This is a genomic window from Kordia jejudonensis (genome assembly GCF_001005315.1).
Taxonomy (GTDB): Bacteria; Bacteroidota; Bacteroidia; order Flavobacteriales; family Flavobacteriaceae; genus Kordia; species Kordia jejudonensis.
Window position 1 is genome coordinate 178,749 of record NZ_LBMG01000004.1, and the last position, 16,486, is coordinate 195,234.

The following is a 16,486-nucleotide window of genomic DNA, read 5'->3' on the forward strand; positions in this document are numbered from 1 at the left end:
AGAAATATTGTTATTTTTTGATTCAACTTCAACTTCAACTTCAATTTCAATTTCAACTACTGTTGCGTTTTAATACGATCAACTTCGTCGCCAGCACCACTTTTTCTATTTTTCGATTTGTTATACTTCTTACCAAAACTATAACTCAATTGTAAAAATACATTTCTACGTGGCCAATCACTGATAATATTTGCATTGATATTGTCATAATTAATCGCTCCATAAAATTTACGATCGAGTACTTCTTCTAATTCTACGCTAACTTTTAATTGATTGTCTAAGAATTTTTTGCTGAATGCTATATCAATTCCTGCAATCCAATCAAACTCAATTTGTCCGTCCAATCCACCAGATGTATAATATCCTGAGATTTCTGATTGAATGTCCCAAGGCAATTTATATTCTGCGCTTGTAAACCACGTCATGCTCCATAACGAATTGTCCAAAACAGGATTCAAATTGTCAGATACATAAAGATTATGATTTACAATAACACCTGTATATCCATCGACACCTTTTATAAAACTTAATGGTGCGAACAAACTAAAACTCCAATTTTCATTATTCGCTAAGTTGATAGTGGTACGAGACGTTTCAGAAGTTGCATCATTTTGTGCTAAAATTTGAAACAATGTATCTTCTGTTTTGTTATAACTTACGCTGAAAAATGGTTGATTTTCATAAGTTAAATTAAAACGATAACTATTCGTCAATGATGGCTTTAGCGTAGGATTTCCTTCTTCAAATGTAAACGGATCGTAATAATATACAAAAGGATTCAGCGTTTCATATGATGGACGTTGAATACGGTAACTGTACGCAACATTTGCTGAAATTTCCTCTGTAATTTTTCGAGTAACACTCAAACTCGGGAAAAATTTTGCAATCGTTCTATCCAATGAAGTATTTAAGTTTTGTGATGTTCCTGTGGTTTCACTTTGTTCCCAACGCAATCCACCAGAAAACGACCATTTATCCAAAGTTACATTCAGTTTTGCATACGCAGCCATAATACTTTCATCAATTAAAAAGCGATTGGTTTGGTTCGGATTATTTACAAATTCTCCTGTATTTGTTTGTACCAAAGATTTCAAATCACTATCCGAATCTACATCCGAAAACTTCAGACCAGCACGCAACGTTGTCTGTTTGTTCAAGTCATGTTTGTAATCGGCTTGATAGGTGTAAATCTTATAATCTGCATCTTGAAAATAACGTTGATTGTCATAATCTACCGTACTTTCTCCCACTTGAAATAAATTATTTTCATTGGTAGAATTGTAATCAACATAATTAAAATCGAGCGTTAATTTATTCGCATCATCTTCATATTCGTAATACGGATTGATCACATATAATGTCCAGTCGCGCTCAAAACGGTTGTCTGTTTCCAACGATTGTGAAATTCCGTTGGTAATATTCGTCACATTATCTGTGACACGATTTGAAGAACTTCCCGTTCGTCGGACGCTAATTCCTGTTGTATGTTTTTTGTTGATGTAATAATCCAATCCAGCGCTCAAACGCAAGGTATTTGGATCAAATGGCGAACGGGAAAATTGATCAAAAGTTTCATCGCCTACTTTTCGTATAATTTGTAAATCTTCTCGCCAAGAACCACGCGAATAACTCGCACTTGCTTGCCAATTGATTTTATCTTTAAAACTTGCAATGGAAGCACTTTTTCTAAACGTAAAATCGTCTACATAACCTACCATATTTTTTAGTGTTCCGTAGGTGCCAAGTTTCACATTTTTCTTCAAAATAATATTGATTAGTGCACCAGAACCGTCGGCATCATATTCTGCGCCAGGTTGTTGCACCAATTCTATCTTTGCAATATTATCGGCAGGCATTTCGCGTAATAGCGTTTGCATGTCCATATAATTGGTTTGTTTTCCGTTGATTAAGATGCGTACATTACTTTGTCCTGCATAGCTTAAGTTTCCACCTGTGACAATGATACCAGGGATTTTCTTTACAACATCACGTACATTTGAATTGATCATTTCAGAATTTTCTAAATTCACAACCAATTTTTCAGCCGTTTGTGTAATCACAGGTTTTTTGGCAGTAATGGTAACCTGATCTAAACTTTCAGGCACATCTTCTTTTAATGTAAAATCGAAGTTTACCTTTTTGCTTGATTCAATTTGTAATACAATCGATTTTTCTGTTTTGTACCCAAATAAAGAAGCTTCTACCGTGTACGTTCCGTTTTTTACATTTGTAAAAGTATACGTTCCGTCATCAGCAACGGTTGTAGCTTTGATAGCTTTGTTGCTTTCGGTTTCGTATAAAACTACATTGGCAAATGATAACGGTTGTTTTGCTTCGTCTATCACTTTTCCTGTAATAGTGCTTTGCGCAAGCATTGAGAAACTTGTAAATAATAAGATGGTGTTGAGTACAATTTTTAACATAACTGTTCGTTTTTTTTGATACACAAATATGCTTCAGTAGCTTTATATAGAAAAGTAGATTCTGCCGAATTGGGGTGAAAAAAAGGTAAATCGGGGCTATTTTACCGATGAAAAAAACATAGATATATGCGAGTTTTTCGTGTAATTACACACATTTTAATCATTTTGCTCCTTACAGTTACGACACAAGTTGGCGGTTTGGCATACATACTCTATTTATGGTTGAAACGTCGTATACCAACTTTGGGTTGGAAGCGGAAATTACTCAATTTTGGACTTTTTATCTGTCTTTATAGTATACTTTCGTTTGTGATTGTGCCAGTTGTAGCTTCCAAATTTTACCATAGAAAAGCGTTGCCAATTACACATGAAGCTTTGCAACCGTTGCGAATGTATACGTATGTAATGAATCGTCATTATGTAGATGAAGATTTGTATGAAGTATTATTGAATTCGGCTGAAAAATTACAAAATGAATTTCCTGAAACGACTATGTATTACTTAGATGCGTGTTTTCCGCTTGGCGCGAAATTTCCCTTGTTGCCACATTGGAGTCATAACGATGGACAAAAAGTAGATTTGGCGTTCTATTATGTAGATCCGATTACGAAAAAAGACAAAAATGGCAGTCCATCTTGGTTGGGTTATGGCGTTTGTGAATCACCAAAAATAGGAGAGAAGCACATGCCTGATTATTGTGAAAAGAAAGGATGTTTTCAATATAGTTTGTTGGAAAAACTCGTACCGCAATACAAAAAAGATGATTATGAGTTTGATGCTACACGAACCAAAAGATTGATTCAACTATTGACAGCTGCTACTAAAATAAAGAAGATTTTTATTGAGCCACATTTAAAAAAACGGATGAACTTGACAAATTCAAAAATACGTTTTCACGGTTGTCATGCAGTACGTCATGACGATCATATTCATGTGCAGTTGTAGGAACAAATTTTAGGTGTAACGAATTCAATTTCAGTACAATTTCCATTAAAAATCACGGAAAAGTTACTCTTGAAGACCTTAATGCTATCTAAAAAAAGTTGCTGTAAGAGATTGTAATCTTAAAATTCTAAAGATATTTTTTATAGGTTTTACGACGTTTGTGTGTCACAGGTTCAAAATGTTTCCAAAGTTGATGAATGGCAGTGTTTTCAATCAATTCTGGTGTTCGAATGCACGTTTGGATATTCTTTTCGGTAAATGTTAAATAGTATTCCATAAATAAAATGGCAGTCAATCCTTTATTTTGATATTCAGGATGTACACCAATTAAATAGAAGGTAATATTTTCAGGTTTTTTTCGAGCTTTCAGCATATGGAAAATCCCAAACGGAAATAATTTTCCATTTACTTTTTGTAAAGCTTTCGCGAAGGAAGGCATCACAATAGCAAAGGCAACTAATTTATCATCTTTATCCACGACAAATTTGATGAATTCTGGATTGATAAATCCGATGTATCGTTTTTTGAAATATTCTTTTTGAATGTCATTAATAGGAACAAATGAGGCAAGTGAAGCGTACGAAGCATTGAACAAATCGAACATTTCATCCACATACGGCATTATATCTTTTGTCTTTGTAAAATTGAGCTGACGGAGTTGATACCGCTTTTTTACTAAGTTTTGAACGCGCTCAAAAAATTTGGGTTTTACATTTTCAAACGGAAACTTATTTTCCAGATATTCCTTCTCTTTTACAAGTCCGTGATGAATAAAATGTTTTTCATAATACGGATGATTGTACCACGTAATCATGGTTCCAATATGGTCAAAACCTTCGGTAAGTACACCAACTTTATCCAAATTTGAAAATCCAACAGGACCTTCCATGTATTCCAAATTGTGCGATCTTCCAATTTCGGCAACTTTATCAAGCAAAGCGCCTGAAACTTCAAAATCGTCAATCATATCAAACCAACCAAAACGCATTTTGGACAGTTTTTGTTCTTTAATTTCTATCCAATTTACAATTGCCGCAACACGTCCGACAAGTTTTCCATTTTTATACGCTAAGAAAAAACGTGCATCAGCATCTAAAAAAGCTGGATTTTTATCTTTATTAAATGTTTCTAGTTCGTCTTTAATAATAGGTGGTACCCAATATTTAGAGCCTTTGTAAAGACTAAATGGAAATTTTACAAAGGTTTTTAATTCTTTTTTGGAAATAGCTTCACGTATGTCAATCATGAATCAATTGATTTGGGTTAGTTAAGAAAAAATAGTGTTAGATAGAACCGTCGTCTCCGTCGCCATCATCTTCAAACTTTTCTAATTCATCTTCGTCTTTTTTCTTCTTCTTTTTGTCTCCTTTTGGATCTTGTTCATCAATTGGAATGACTTCATCTACATGCCAATCATCAATTCGGTACGATATACCAATAGAAGCAAATAAACGTGTAGGTGTATTTTTGATACTTGCACCAATACCACCATCAATTTGAAAATCTTCACCTAGTAAATACGCGCCACCAATTCTAAATAAAGCATCCGCATAGCGATCACTATCAATTCCTTGGTGTTCTACAAAAGCAGACCATTTTGGATTGTCAAACGCATGTGTTAAGGTTAAAATATAACTGAGTTCTTTCGTGTCAGATGTAATACGATCGTACGTAATATTGGAAACAAAAACCCATCGTCCAGAAAAATGACTTTGTGTAGCTACCGTTACTTTTGGACTTATTGAAGGTTCCGTTTGTGGAAAATAGGGATTGTCTGAAAATATAAAATTTGCACCTACATACACACCAATTGCAGGAATTAAATCTTTCCAACGAAACGAATTATTAGCTTTCCAACTGTATAAATTTGGCTTTTCTTGTGAAGATTTTATATACGGATCGTAAATCATATATTTCGCTCCAATGGTGTGTGCTAAAAAACCATTTCTATTAAAACTAAAAGCTGGATTTGTAGCATTCGTGGTAAACGTATCAAACTGATATGCGCCTTCCCAACTAATTTCAAGTTGTTCCTTAAACAATCCGTAGCGAAGTGCAAAATCTAACCCAAACGCTTGTACTTCCGTTTTTAGTTTTGTGTGCTCTTGTTGTTCTACAAACATGCCACCTTCAAACTGTAATACATTTTTTCCAACAGAAAAAGCACTAATCGAAGCTCCAGGTCTATTTGAATTGATCACTTCAGTATATTGCGCAAAGGCAGAAGAGGAAAAAAATATAAAACCAAGGATAGCTAGGAAAGAATTTGTTTTCATCATTTTTATTGGTTTAAATTCAAAACTACATAAAAATATACTTTTTTATCTAGTAAAAACGATATTAAATCTTCATAAATTGTATTTTTGAAAAAATATAGAGGTCACTAGATAATATGGGAGTACTTAGAACAATAGCAATTATAATTCTTGCGATATACGGTTTGCGTATTTTATCAAGATTGTTTGCGCCATTTTTGTTACGATATGTCGCAAAGAAAGCTGAGAAAAAATTCTCAGAACAATTTAAACAGCACGCTAAAAATCAACAACAGCAACCGCGTGAAGGTGAAACCGTAATTGACAAAGGTCCAAAAACAAAACCTTCAAAAAATGTGGGCGAGTATATAGATTTTGAAGAAGTAGAGTAACGTTTTCATTTCCAACCTTTCTAAAAAGGAAGGATTTTATTTTGATTCATTGACACGCTAAAAAATACATCAAGTGCATATAGATTTTAAAAAAATAATTCCTCACGCAGTAGCATTGTTTCTATTTGTGGTGATGGCTTTGGCATATTTTTATCCAGTTTTACAAGGGAAAAAAATTCAACAAACCGATATAGTTCAGTATGCTGGAATGGCAAAAAAACAAAACGATTATCGGGAAGCTACTGGAGAAGAAATGTACTGGACAGACAGTGCTTATGCTGGAATGCCAACGTATTTATTAGGTGCGCGGTATCCGTATACCTACATCAAAACACTTGATAGAACTTTACGCTTTTTGCCACGACCAGCCGATTATTTATTTCTGTATTTCGCAGGAATTTATATCCTCTTGTTAGTCATGCGAGTCAATTATAAACTGGCATTTCTCGGCGCCGTCGCCTTTGGATTTTCCACTTATTTTATTGTCATTCTCGGTGTCGGACACAACGCAAAAGCACATGCAATAGCGTACTTTCCGTTGGTTTTAGCAGGAATATTGCTCACTTTTCAGCGGAAATATATTTGGGGATTTTTGCTTACGGCAGTTGCAATGTCGTTGGAAATTATGACAGCGCATCCGCAGATGACGTACTACCTCATGTTATTAGTTATCATACTTGGTTTAGTGTATTTCTTTCATTATCTATTCAGTAAAGAAAAACCGTTTAAATTTGATAAAAAGTACTTTGAGAAAGCATTCAAAAACAATGAACTAAAACACTTTTTCAAAGCTGTCGGATTGTTGGTTGTAGCCGTTTTATTAGCCATTGGTGTGAATGGTACAAATTTATTAACCACCAAAGAATATGCAGATTGGAGTATTCGTGGAAAAAGTGAATTGACGATTAATCCTGATGGAAGTAGGAAAGAATCGCAAGGACTTTCCAAAGAATATATTTTAGAATACAGTTACGGTAAAATGGAAACGTTCGATTTGTTGATTCCACGTTTTATGGGTGGCGCAAATTCGGAAGATTTAGGAACCGATTCAAAATCATATAAGTTTTTATTACAACGGAATATTCCACCAACGCAGGCTAGAGAAATTGTAAGAAGCATTCCAACTTATTGGGGCGATCAGCCTATTATAGCAGCTCCAGCGTATGTAGGCGCAGTTATTATTTTCTTAGCCTTAGTAGGATTGTTTGTCGTTAGAAGAAAAGCAAAATGGTGGCTTATTGGCGGAATTTTAATGTCCATGTTTTTATCATGGGGAAAAAATTTAGGATGGCTAACAGACTTTATGCTCGATGTTTTTCCATTGTATGATAAATTTAGAGCCGTTTCCTCAATACAAGTAATTTTAGAATTGTGTGTGCCTATTTTGGGTGTTTTGGCATTAGCCGCGCTATTCAATAAAGACATTGCAACGGAAAAGAAAAAGAAAGCAGTATTGTACGCTACGGGAATTATTAGTGGAATTATTGTATTCTTTTTGCTGTTTAAATCTGTATTTTTTGATTTTGTAGGTGTAAATGATGCCTATTACGAACAAGCTGTTTTTGGACCTGAATTCATGGAAATTATTCGTGAAGATCGCGTGTCCATCCTCACAAAAGATGCGATCCGATCGTTAATTTTAATTCTACTTTCAGCAGGCGTTTTATTTGCTTTTATAAAAGAAAAATTAAAGGAAAACTTAGTAATTATAGCTTTACTCGGTTTGTTATTGTTCGATTTAGTCGGTGTGGCAAGACGTTACGTTGCTACCGAAGGATTTGTATCGAAAGCACAGCTTGAACGTCCGTACAAAACCTTAGAAGTAGACAAGCAAATCTTAAAAGATAAAGGACATTACCGTGTATTTGAACCAAGATTGCGCATGGCAAATTCGCGTACCGCATATTTTCACAATACACTTGGTGGTTATCATGCCGCTAAACCACGTCAGTTTCAAGAATTGTATGACTTTTATTTAGATCATGGAAATACAAAATTTGAAGTAAATGCGCGGAATATCAACATTATCAATATGTTGAATGTAAAGTACATCATTGCAGATTTAGAAGGCGAACAAGATCAGGCAGGCGCAGGCGCAATAGCACTTCAAAATCCGTATCCGAATGGCAATGCTTGGTTTGTGGAAAAAATTGAAACTGTAGCAACTGCAGATGAAGAAATATTGTCTTTAAACGGATTGGACACTAAGAATGTAGCCGTATTGCGAAAAGAACAAGAAGCAGCTGCTAATTTGAAAGAAACCTATCAAAAAGATTCATTGGCAACTATTGAGTTAATAGGATATAAACCTGATGCTTTATCATACAAAACAGCGAATAAAAACGCAGGTTTTGCAGTATTTTCTGAAATTCATTATCCACATGGATGGAACGCATATATTGATGGCAAATTAGTGCCACATTATCGCGTAAATTATGTGTTGAGAGCTTTAGAAGTTCCTGCGGGAACTCATACTGTAGATTTTAAATTTGAACCTAATGTTGTTTCAAAAGGAATTGCAATTTCCTTAACAAGTACCATAATTTTAGTACTATTAATCATTGGAGCTTTATATTTTGAATTCAGGCGTAGGAGAGAAGTGAATGCATAATTAACCCCTAAATATTATGCCTAAAAAAGTAGTCATTATTTCATATTATTGGCCGCCAGCTGGTGGACCAGGCGTACAACGTTGGTTGAAATTCGTAAAATATTTGCGAGATTTTGATATTGAACCTGTGTTGTATGTCCCAAAAAATCCCAGCTATCCGATAGTAGACGAAACGTTTTCTAGTGAAATTCCTGATGATATTACGATTTTAAAGCAATCAATTTTTGAACCGTATTCGCTCGCGACTATTTTTTCTAAAAAGAAAACAAAAAAGATCAGTAAAGGAATTATTGCCAAGGAGAAACAAACTTTTATTGAAAAACTCTTATTGTACATTAGAGGAAACTTTTTTATTCCTGATGCGCGTAAATATTGGATACAACCTTCTGTAAAATTTCTGAAAAAATATCTCAGCGAAGAACATATTGACACAATTATAACCACTGGACCACCGCATAGTTTGCATATGATAGGACTTGGTTTAAAAGCGGAGTTAGATATAAAATGGTTGGCCGATTTTCGGGATCCTTGGACAACAATTGGCTATCATAGCGAATTGAAACTTACCGAAAAATCGCAGCAAAAACACAAAGTATTGGAAGCTTCTGTATTACAAACAGCAGATGTCATTGTAACGACAAGTTTTACCACAAAAGAAGAGTTTTCTGCCATTACCACACAACCAATTGAAGTAATTACCAATGGTTTTGATGTGGAACAGTACGAACAAAAATCATTAAGTGAAAAATTTAGTATTTCGCACATTGGTTCGTTATTATCGGAAAGAAATCCTGAAATATTGTGGACTGTTTTAGCAGATTTGGTTCAGGAGCATACAGATTTTGCGAAAGATTTTCAATTGCAGTTTGCGGGTGTTGTCAGCGATCGGATCAAACGTATGATTCAAAAAGTTGGTTTGGACGATTATACAGTATATCATGGTTATATTTCACATAAAAAAGCATTGGAATTGCAACGAACGTCACAAGTATTGTTATTGATTGAGATTGATGCAGAGAAAACCAAAGGAATTATTGCAGGAAAAATATTTGAATATATGGCTGCCGAGCGACCAATTATTGGATTAGGTCCAAAAGATGCTGATATTTCAAAAATCATCAAAGAAACCAATACAGGAAGCTACTTTTTATATACTGAAAAGGAACAATTAAAGGCACAAATTTTAACGTATTACAATTTATACAAACAACATCAGTTGAAAACTTCGCCAATTGGTTTGCAGAAATATTCTCGTAAAGCGTTGACCAAGCGTTTGGCAGATTTACTACATACGCTTGTATAATTCGACAAAAACTACACATTCTTTTTTTAATTTACGGGAAACCACATAGATAGATATATGAGATTGTGTTATATTTATGAGAGAAAACTTTTCAAAATATGACAACCAAAGAACCCGAAATAGATTGTCCCAGATGTTTGGGCAAAGGATTTGTAAATGATGCAGATATCAAACGATTGGGGAGACAATTAGAATGGACTTCAGGGCTTTGCGGATATTGCGTTGGTATTGGTACCGTAAATGCATATATGCTGAAAAATAAAGAAGTCAATGATTTATACTTAACTTCAGATTTACCATTAGTAGAACGAGAAAAATATCTTTCCAACGATCAGGAAGCACTTGATAGAGCAGCTATTCAAGAGGTAAATGCGAAGCTAATGATTGGTTTTATTCAAAATTATTACTTGAATGAAAAGAAAAGTGTGGATGAAATTGTAGAAATTTTAATTCAAGATTATGGTGCGGATGCGAATAAAATATCACAAATAAAAACATCCGTTACAAATATTATAAAACATACAAATCCTGACGTTGATGGAATACAGTTCTAAAAGATATGCCGTTGTAAATAAGCCAACACCAGAAGTTGCATTGTATTTTGATCATGTTTTTTGTTTGGATAGAAATACGCAAAGTGTGTTTCCGACGGCTAATAATTTTTATCTTCCAGATGAAGGAAGAGAAATTCCAAATTTGGTATTGAAAACATCTGAAACGGCAGGAATTGATAATTGGATTTTTAAAAAGGTCATTTCAATTCAAGCAGCAGCGTTGTTTAATAAACATTTTGCTGGAAAAGCACATATTGATGTCTATAAAGTTGCCGATTATGTACAACAAGATAAGTTGCATAATTTTATAGATTTCAAAGAAATAATACAAAATGATTCGTTTGAGTATACAGATGATGATATTCTATTTTATTTCAAAAATTTCCTCATTATTGCTACTACCAATATTTTTAGAAAAACAGGAAAATACATTGTGCCTATTTTTCAAGATATGAAACAGAAAGAATGGTTTCAGCAAGAAAATTTCACAGTTCCAAATCTTCAAAACGGAATTGAATTGTCACTGCTTAATACACCTATCATTGATACTGCTCAGTTAGATTGGTTGCATGTAAATGAAGTAAGAGAAGACGACGAATCGATTCATCAATTACGGAATTTACGCCTATTTTTAGATAAAATTGACAGTGCTAAAGGCGCTAATTATATTCAAGATGTAATTTCTCAAAAAATATTCAATTATGAAAAAGCAGCACAAAAACATGGTTTTAATACAAAGAAGGATGTAATTTCTGCTTTTTTAAATTTAGAACATATTCCTAAAATGTTAGCCTACGGTGTAATTTCATTAGTAGAACCGAGTCTTTTGCCACTCACAGGAACTTTGGGAATTACAGAAATTAATGGCGCTGTAAAAGAAATTGGAAATATTTCGCTGGAGCTGAAAAATAAAAAGATTTCGAAAGGATTAACGCCAATTGATAAAGATGTTGAATATTTGATTAGTATTAGAGAAAAAATAGACAACGAATAGCATAAAAAATGCCCGATACATTGGTAAAGTGTATCGGGCAAGTTTCTTTTTTATAAGGAAAACAATTATTAACTTCTTGTTCTAGCAGTTCTTTTGTTAGAAGTTGTAGCTTTTCGCTGCGAACGATTTGATCGTTGTGATACAGCACTTCTTTGCTGACTTCTATTACTTTGTGTAGCTCTCGAAGAATTTCTGCTTGAATTTCTCGTCGCTCTAGTATTTGTATTTCGAGTTGAACGTGTTGCGGTAGCATTTCTGTTTCTTGAGTTGCTATTACGCGTTACTGATTGTCTGTTGTTTCTCGTATTGTTTGATCGAACTGTATTTCCTCTTGTATTATTTCTCGTATTGTTTGATCGTACATTGTTGTTACGTGTGTTCCGTGTGGTACCATTTTGCGTAACTCTTGTATTTCCTGATGATCTTACATTTCCAGTTGTATTTCTATCAGTTCTTGTAGATCTTACATTGGTATTATTTCTAGTATTATTTCGCGTTGTTGCATTATTACGCGTATTATTTCTAGTATTGTTACGTGTTGTTGCATTGTCACGTGTATTGTTTCTTGTAGTAGCAACACGTGAGTTATTTCGCGTTGATCTTGTCGAACGTGTTACCGTATTTCTTCTTGTGTTGTTAATGGCAAGATCATTTCTACGGGTAACTCTTCTATCATTACGATACACATTTCTTCTTGAATTGTTTCGTGCATATCTGTAGGTGTTTCCAAAAGCTACATATGAACGTCTAAAGTTATTTCTGTAAGGCGAACAAAATGTGTAACGAATTGGTGTATAAAATTGTCTGTATGGTCTGAAATTTACAACACAGAAATTTACATGTGGACGTACAAACCAGTTGTTGTAAAAAATGGTTCTTCTGTTGAATCTATTTATAAATCCTGCTGTATGCGAATAATAACCGAAGTCGTCATAAAAGATATTCATGTTTCCTACTTGCAGTAAGTTTCCGAAACTGTTGTAATTTAGGTTTACATTACCAATTCTGAAAACACGTCCGTAGTAATCATAATAAATAGGCACATTTTCTACCTGAATTACAGCTCCATAATCATCATACTGGATGTATGGATTGTAATCATAACCACCATTAAAACTTATTTGCAATCCTGGCGTATTAATACGAGCACTCACTGCTGGATGTAAACGATTGATAAAAAAATCGAATTCTCCATCGTTGTATACTGAAAACGTAATGCCTTGTTCTACAAACGAAAATGAATTGTTGTAAACAAAATTTGTTGTTGTTGTTGTTGTCCGTTTCGCTTCTATCGTTGTAGTAGCGAAAAAGAAAAGTCCTGTAAGTATGTATATTAGTTTTCTCATAACACAAAGTTTTAAAGTTATTATATAATAACCAAACAGCGTGCCAAACTCTTATTTATGCTGTAAGTGAATATAAATTATGATTGACTTATACCAAAATAACGGATTGGAAGTAAGGTTTTGCCATACTTAAAAGTAGTTTCAAATAAGTACTTTTAGCAAAAATTATAGTAGTGTTGTTTTCAGTTTCAATTGCAGTGAAAGAGAAGAATTTATATCGTCTGACAGAATCTTAAATTTTGTAGTTTAGTTGGCTCTGTCATTGTAAAAGTACACGAAAACAGCGAAGAAATAGTTGGAGCGTTTTCTTTATACTATAAAATAAAACCTCGTGAAGTCAGACTTTTCACGAGGTTTTTAGTATTACTGGTTATTGTTACTATTTAACACTAGTTCGATATAGGTAATTCAATTCATATTTATAATTAAGCTTGAAAAATATCTGCTAATTACTTCATTTTCTATATATTATTTTCATTTTCTTTGCTTTCCCAAAGAAAAGAAACAAAAGAAAGGGAACTTTTAGTTCATATCATTTACATTTTAAATTTAAGTATTCATGAATGCACAGCATTTCCAGAGGTATTTTTAGTTTTTCTTTTTGGGAAAAACTAAAACCGCATGAATTTTACTAAATTTTTTCCAAGGCTTCAAAAATTTTTAACGTAAAATCCCTGCTATACTTCGGAAAAGAAAAGTATCAAACTAAACTTCTACCTCGAATTCACGTTATTTACTTTTTTTAAATTTTTGTTTCTTTCCATCATTTCTATAATAATATAAGTCATCATCATTTGCTGGAATATCATGTCCATCTTGGAAATCATCATCAAAATGTATATCACTATGGTTAATTCCACAATTGCTTATTCCGCAGGTATTACATGTAATGATTGGCTTTACACTTCCAATTTGTCTAATGAGTCTTCCCCAACGGTTATATTTCAAATGTAAACCACCAATTTGTTTAATTTTTCCATGTCTGTTATGATAACGCATGTATATAGATCCAATTCTTTTAACACGTCCAAAACTGTCGTAGTTGATAAATAGGTTTCCAATTCTTCGAACTCTTCCGTTTCTATCATGTTCTACACGGACACCAATATTTCTAGTATTGAATTGTGTTCCTCTGGTACGAACTCTTGGCGCTCCGTATGTAGCATTTACCGAACTTCTTCGTGTTCTATTGTACACTACTGGATGTGTGTTAAAATCGAATTCTCCGTTTTGGAAAATGAAAAATTCAACACCTCGTTCTACAAACTGAATTGGTTGTGCATAACGATAGCGATTGGTTAACCCATTTTCGGTAGCGTCTAGACGGTTGCTAGTTTCACTTGCTTGTGTAGTTGTTACACTTAGTAACAATCCTACGAATAAAAGATAAAAGTTTTTCATAATATGTACTTTTAGGGTTATGCCTACTCTTTAGCTTTTCGGCGAGCGCTATTTGTCTAAAGTAAAACCAATTTGCGTGCCAAAAATGTAAGCTATTGTTTGTTAATGATTTATGGTGTTTTTGAGAAGGTGTTTTTATAAGTAATTTAAAAAATAGGACTGTAAAAATGTAACATTATATCATATAATTACACAAATAGGCTATCAATTTTAATAAAAATATGCAATGAAAAAACGAAAAATTAGCTTCAATAATCCTTGGTTTGTAACATTGATATCAACCATGTTTGGAATTATTGCCGGATTATATATTACCAACCATTTTGAAAATAAGCGATTGCTCAATGCCAAAGAAAATGCTTTGCAACAAGTGGAAAATGAACTGAAAGACAACGCAAAGTTGCTAACTACCTTTCATACGCAAATTGATACCAAATTTGCTCCTGTTCGGTACTTGTTAGCTAATATTAACGAAGCTAAAGAGTTAATCATTTCTAAAGATTCATTAGAAACATTTAAACACAACACTGCAAGTGTTTTTGAATTTAAAAAAGCGGAAAAAGTATCAGATTCGTTACTAAAAATACGAGGAGATTTTAACTTCACATTTCAAGCAGAATTGATGGGGAAAAATTTATCAAGTATCATTTGGAACTCTTACAAACAAACAGATTATTTATCAATTACAAGGTTTGAATGCTTAACCAATGTGGAAACTTATTATGTAATGCAGGAAGAAGTAAATACAGAAACCATACAATGGAAAAATACGTTGTATCAAGGAGCTTTTATGGGAAGTTCGTTAAAAACTGAAAAATTTATTAGTCAGTGGCAATCGCTCTATATCAAACAAAAATTATTATTAGAATATTATTCAGTAATTGATGATGTACTTAGCGATTGTAAATAGAATTTAGCATATTTGTACGTATTGCAAATGCAACCTTAACCAAATAGTATGACAACCGAAACCAAACAATGCTCCAATTGCGAATACCAATTGACACGTTACCACAACTATTGTCCCAACTGCGGACAAAAAGTGGATGACAAATTGAGCATGCGTGTACTTTTTCATAATACCATTATGAATTACTTTTCGGTAGATGCGCGTTTCTTCAGAAGTTTTATACCATTGTTGATAAAACCAGGACATTTGGCAAAAGAATTTGTCAGTGGAAAACGCTTATTATACTTGCATCCTGCACAGTTTTACTTGTTTGCTTCCATTGTGTTTTTCTTCTTATTTTCAATCGCAACACGTTCTAGCCAACAAAATTTTGATAATTCACTCAAAGAAACATTTGGGAATGAAAAACAAATTATTGCTGAGGCAAATCGTGTACGTGATTCTATTAGAAAAGCTATTGAATTGCAAGCGGAAAACATGGAAGGCGAAGATAGTTTGGCAATTGCAAAAATGAAAAATTTATTGAAACCTGAGCTTCCTGAAAATGATTCTTTAGCGACAAAATCTACTAAAAAACGAAAAGCGAATATCAACGGACGTTTTTTAGGATTTAATTTTGATACTGATTTGCTCGATTCATTAGAAAGAAGCAACGCGACAATTGACGAAAAGTTAAAAGCTGTTGGTTATCAAGATGACGATGGCGTGTTTGCAAAATTTGTGGGCAAGCAAATCATAAAGTTCAGGCAGAATAAAGGTGTAGGTTTGTTAAAAGCATTCTTTGACACCATTCCGATTTCTATGTTTTTCTTAATTCCTATTTTTGCCTTTTTACTAAAAATCTTATATCGAAAACGCGGACGTTTTGCACATCATATGGTCTTTAGTTTCTACTATTTTGCGTTTATGTTTTTGGCGTCTAGTATTATATTAATCATAAATTACATTGTAGACATTCCTGACGGCATTGACTTCTTGCTCATTATTTCTACATTTTTCTATTTGCTCTTAAGTCTCAGACGCTTTTACGAACAAGGATATATCAAAACTTTATTAAAAACGTGTATCCTATCATTTGTATACTTAACATTCGTCATTCCAGTAACGTTTGTATTGTTGTGGGTTGTATCGTTTTTTCTGTATTAAACTTTGCTCAATAGCCTTAAAATTATACAATTACTATTGGTTGTCAATCACAATTTACGACTAGCGCTAATTTGCAACTCGCGATCATATATTACTAAATTTCTTCTGTGATACTGAGTTAAGTTCAGCATAAGTAGGAGCAATAACAGCGAAAAAAATTCGACATAACTTAATACGTCACTTCTGTAAAGGTTAAGTAATTCGTT

Annotated in this window: 13 protein-coding genes; 8 read left to right on the forward strand and 5 right to left on the reverse strand. The window is 33.5% G+C overall.

Going from position 1 to position 16,486, the window contains the following annotated elements; all coding sequences use genetic code 11:
- Positions 1-56: 56 nt before the first annotated feature.
- Positions 57-2,423, reverse strand: a complete 2,367-nt coding sequence (locus AA089_RS03535; RefSeq protein WP_046755528.1) for an outer membrane beta-barrel protein — start codon at positions 2,421-2,423, stop codon at positions 57-59.
- Between the two features lie 126 nt (positions 2,424-2,549).
- On the opposite strand from AA089_RS03535, the gene AA089_RS03540 reads away from it, so the two are divergent.
- Positions 2,550-3,368, forward strand: coding sequence for a hypothetical protein (locus tag AA089_RS03540; protein WP_046755529.1), 819 nt, complete (start codon positions 2,550-2,552; stop codon positions 3,366-3,368).
- A 127-nt stretch (positions 3,369-3,495) separates the two neighbouring features.
- Here AA089_RS03540 and AA089_RS03545 read toward each other — a convergent pair whose 3' ends face one another.
- The gene (locus AA089_RS03545; RefSeq protein WP_046755530.1) at positions 3,496-4,614 is read right to left on the reverse strand and encodes a hypothetical protein; all 1,119 of its coding nucleotides are present in this window, start codon (positions 4,612-4,614) and stop codon (positions 3,496-3,498) included.
- A gap of 37 nt (positions 4,615-4,651) precedes the next feature.
- Positions 4,652-5,647 (reverse strand): transporter, encoded by a 996-nt coding sequence (locus tag AA089_RS03550; RefSeq protein WP_241479967.1) that lies wholly within the window; start codon positions 5,645-5,647, stop codon positions 4,652-4,654.
- 113 nt (positions 5,648-5,760) lie between these two features.
- Between AA089_RS03550 and AA089_RS03555 the strand changes: the two genes are divergently transcribed.
- The 5 genes from AA089_RS03555 to AA089_RS03575 all read left to right on the forward strand — a co-directional run bounded on the left by AA089_RS03555 (position 5,761) and on the right by AA089_RS03575 (position 11,477).
- Positions 5,761-6,015 carry a DUF4834 family protein gene (locus AA089_RS03555; protein WP_046755532.1) on the forward strand — a complete coding sequence of 85 codons (255 nt, stop codon included), beginning with the start codon at positions 5,761-5,763 and terminating at the stop codon, positions 6,013-6,015.
- 73 nt (positions 6,016-6,088) lie between these two features.
- On the forward strand, positions 6,089-8,626 hold the full coding sequence (locus AA089_RS03560; RefSeq protein WP_046755533.1) for a YfhO family protein: 2,538 nt from the start codon (positions 6,089-6,091) through the stop codon (positions 8,624-8,626).
- Positions 8,627-8,642: 16 nt separating this feature from the next.
- Positions 8,643-9,929, forward strand: a complete 1,287-nt coding sequence (locus AA089_RS03565; RefSeq protein ID WP_046755534.1) for a glycosyltransferase family protein — start codon at positions 8,643-8,645, stop codon at positions 9,927-9,929.
- Positions 9,930-10,027: 98 nt separating this feature from the next.
- Positions 10,028-10,483, forward strand: coding sequence for a hypothetical protein (locus tag AA089_RS03570; protein ID WP_053002182.1), 456 nt, complete (start codon positions 10,028-10,030; stop codon positions 10,481-10,483).
- A complete protein-coding gene (locus AA089_RS03575; protein ID WP_046755535.1) occupies positions 10,467-11,477 on the forward strand; it encodes a hypothetical protein in 1,011 nt (336 codons plus the stop codon). The genes AA089_RS03570 and AA089_RS03575 overlap by 17 nt, the downstream gene beginning before the upstream one ends.
- A 68-nt stretch (positions 11,478-11,545) precedes the next feature.
- Here AA089_RS03575 and AA089_RS03580 read toward each other — a convergent pair whose 3' ends face one another.
- The gene (locus tag AA089_RS03580; protein ID WP_046755536.1) at positions 11,546-12,823 is read right to left on the reverse strand and encodes a hypothetical protein; all 1,278 of its coding nucleotides are present in this window, start codon (positions 12,821-12,823) and stop codon (positions 11,546-11,548) included.
- Between the two features lie 729 nt (positions 12,824-13,552).
- On the reverse strand, positions 13,553-14,224 hold the full coding sequence (locus AA089_RS03585; RefSeq protein ID WP_046755537.1) for a hypothetical protein: 672 nt from the start codon (positions 14,222-14,224) through the stop codon (positions 13,553-13,555).
- A 226-nt stretch (positions 14,225-14,450) separates the two neighbouring features.
- Here AA089_RS03585 and AA089_RS03590 point away from each other — a divergent pair, with 226 nt between their 5' ends.
- Together AA089_RS03590 and AA089_RS03595 are read left to right on the forward strand one after the other, a co-directional pair.
- Positions 14,451-15,134 carry a hypothetical protein gene (locus AA089_RS03590; RefSeq protein WP_046755538.1) on the forward strand — a complete coding sequence of 228 codons (684 nt, stop codon included), beginning with the start codon at positions 14,451-14,453 and terminating at the stop codon, positions 15,132-15,134.
- Positions 15,135-15,182: 48 nt separating this feature from the next.
- Positions 15,183-16,280 carry a DUF3667 domain-containing protein gene (locus AA089_RS03595; RefSeq protein ID WP_046755539.1) on the forward strand — a complete coding sequence of 366 codons (1,098 nt, stop codon included), beginning with the start codon at positions 15,183-15,185 and terminating at the stop codon, positions 16,278-16,280.
- Positions 16,281-16,486: the final 206 nt, after the last annotated feature.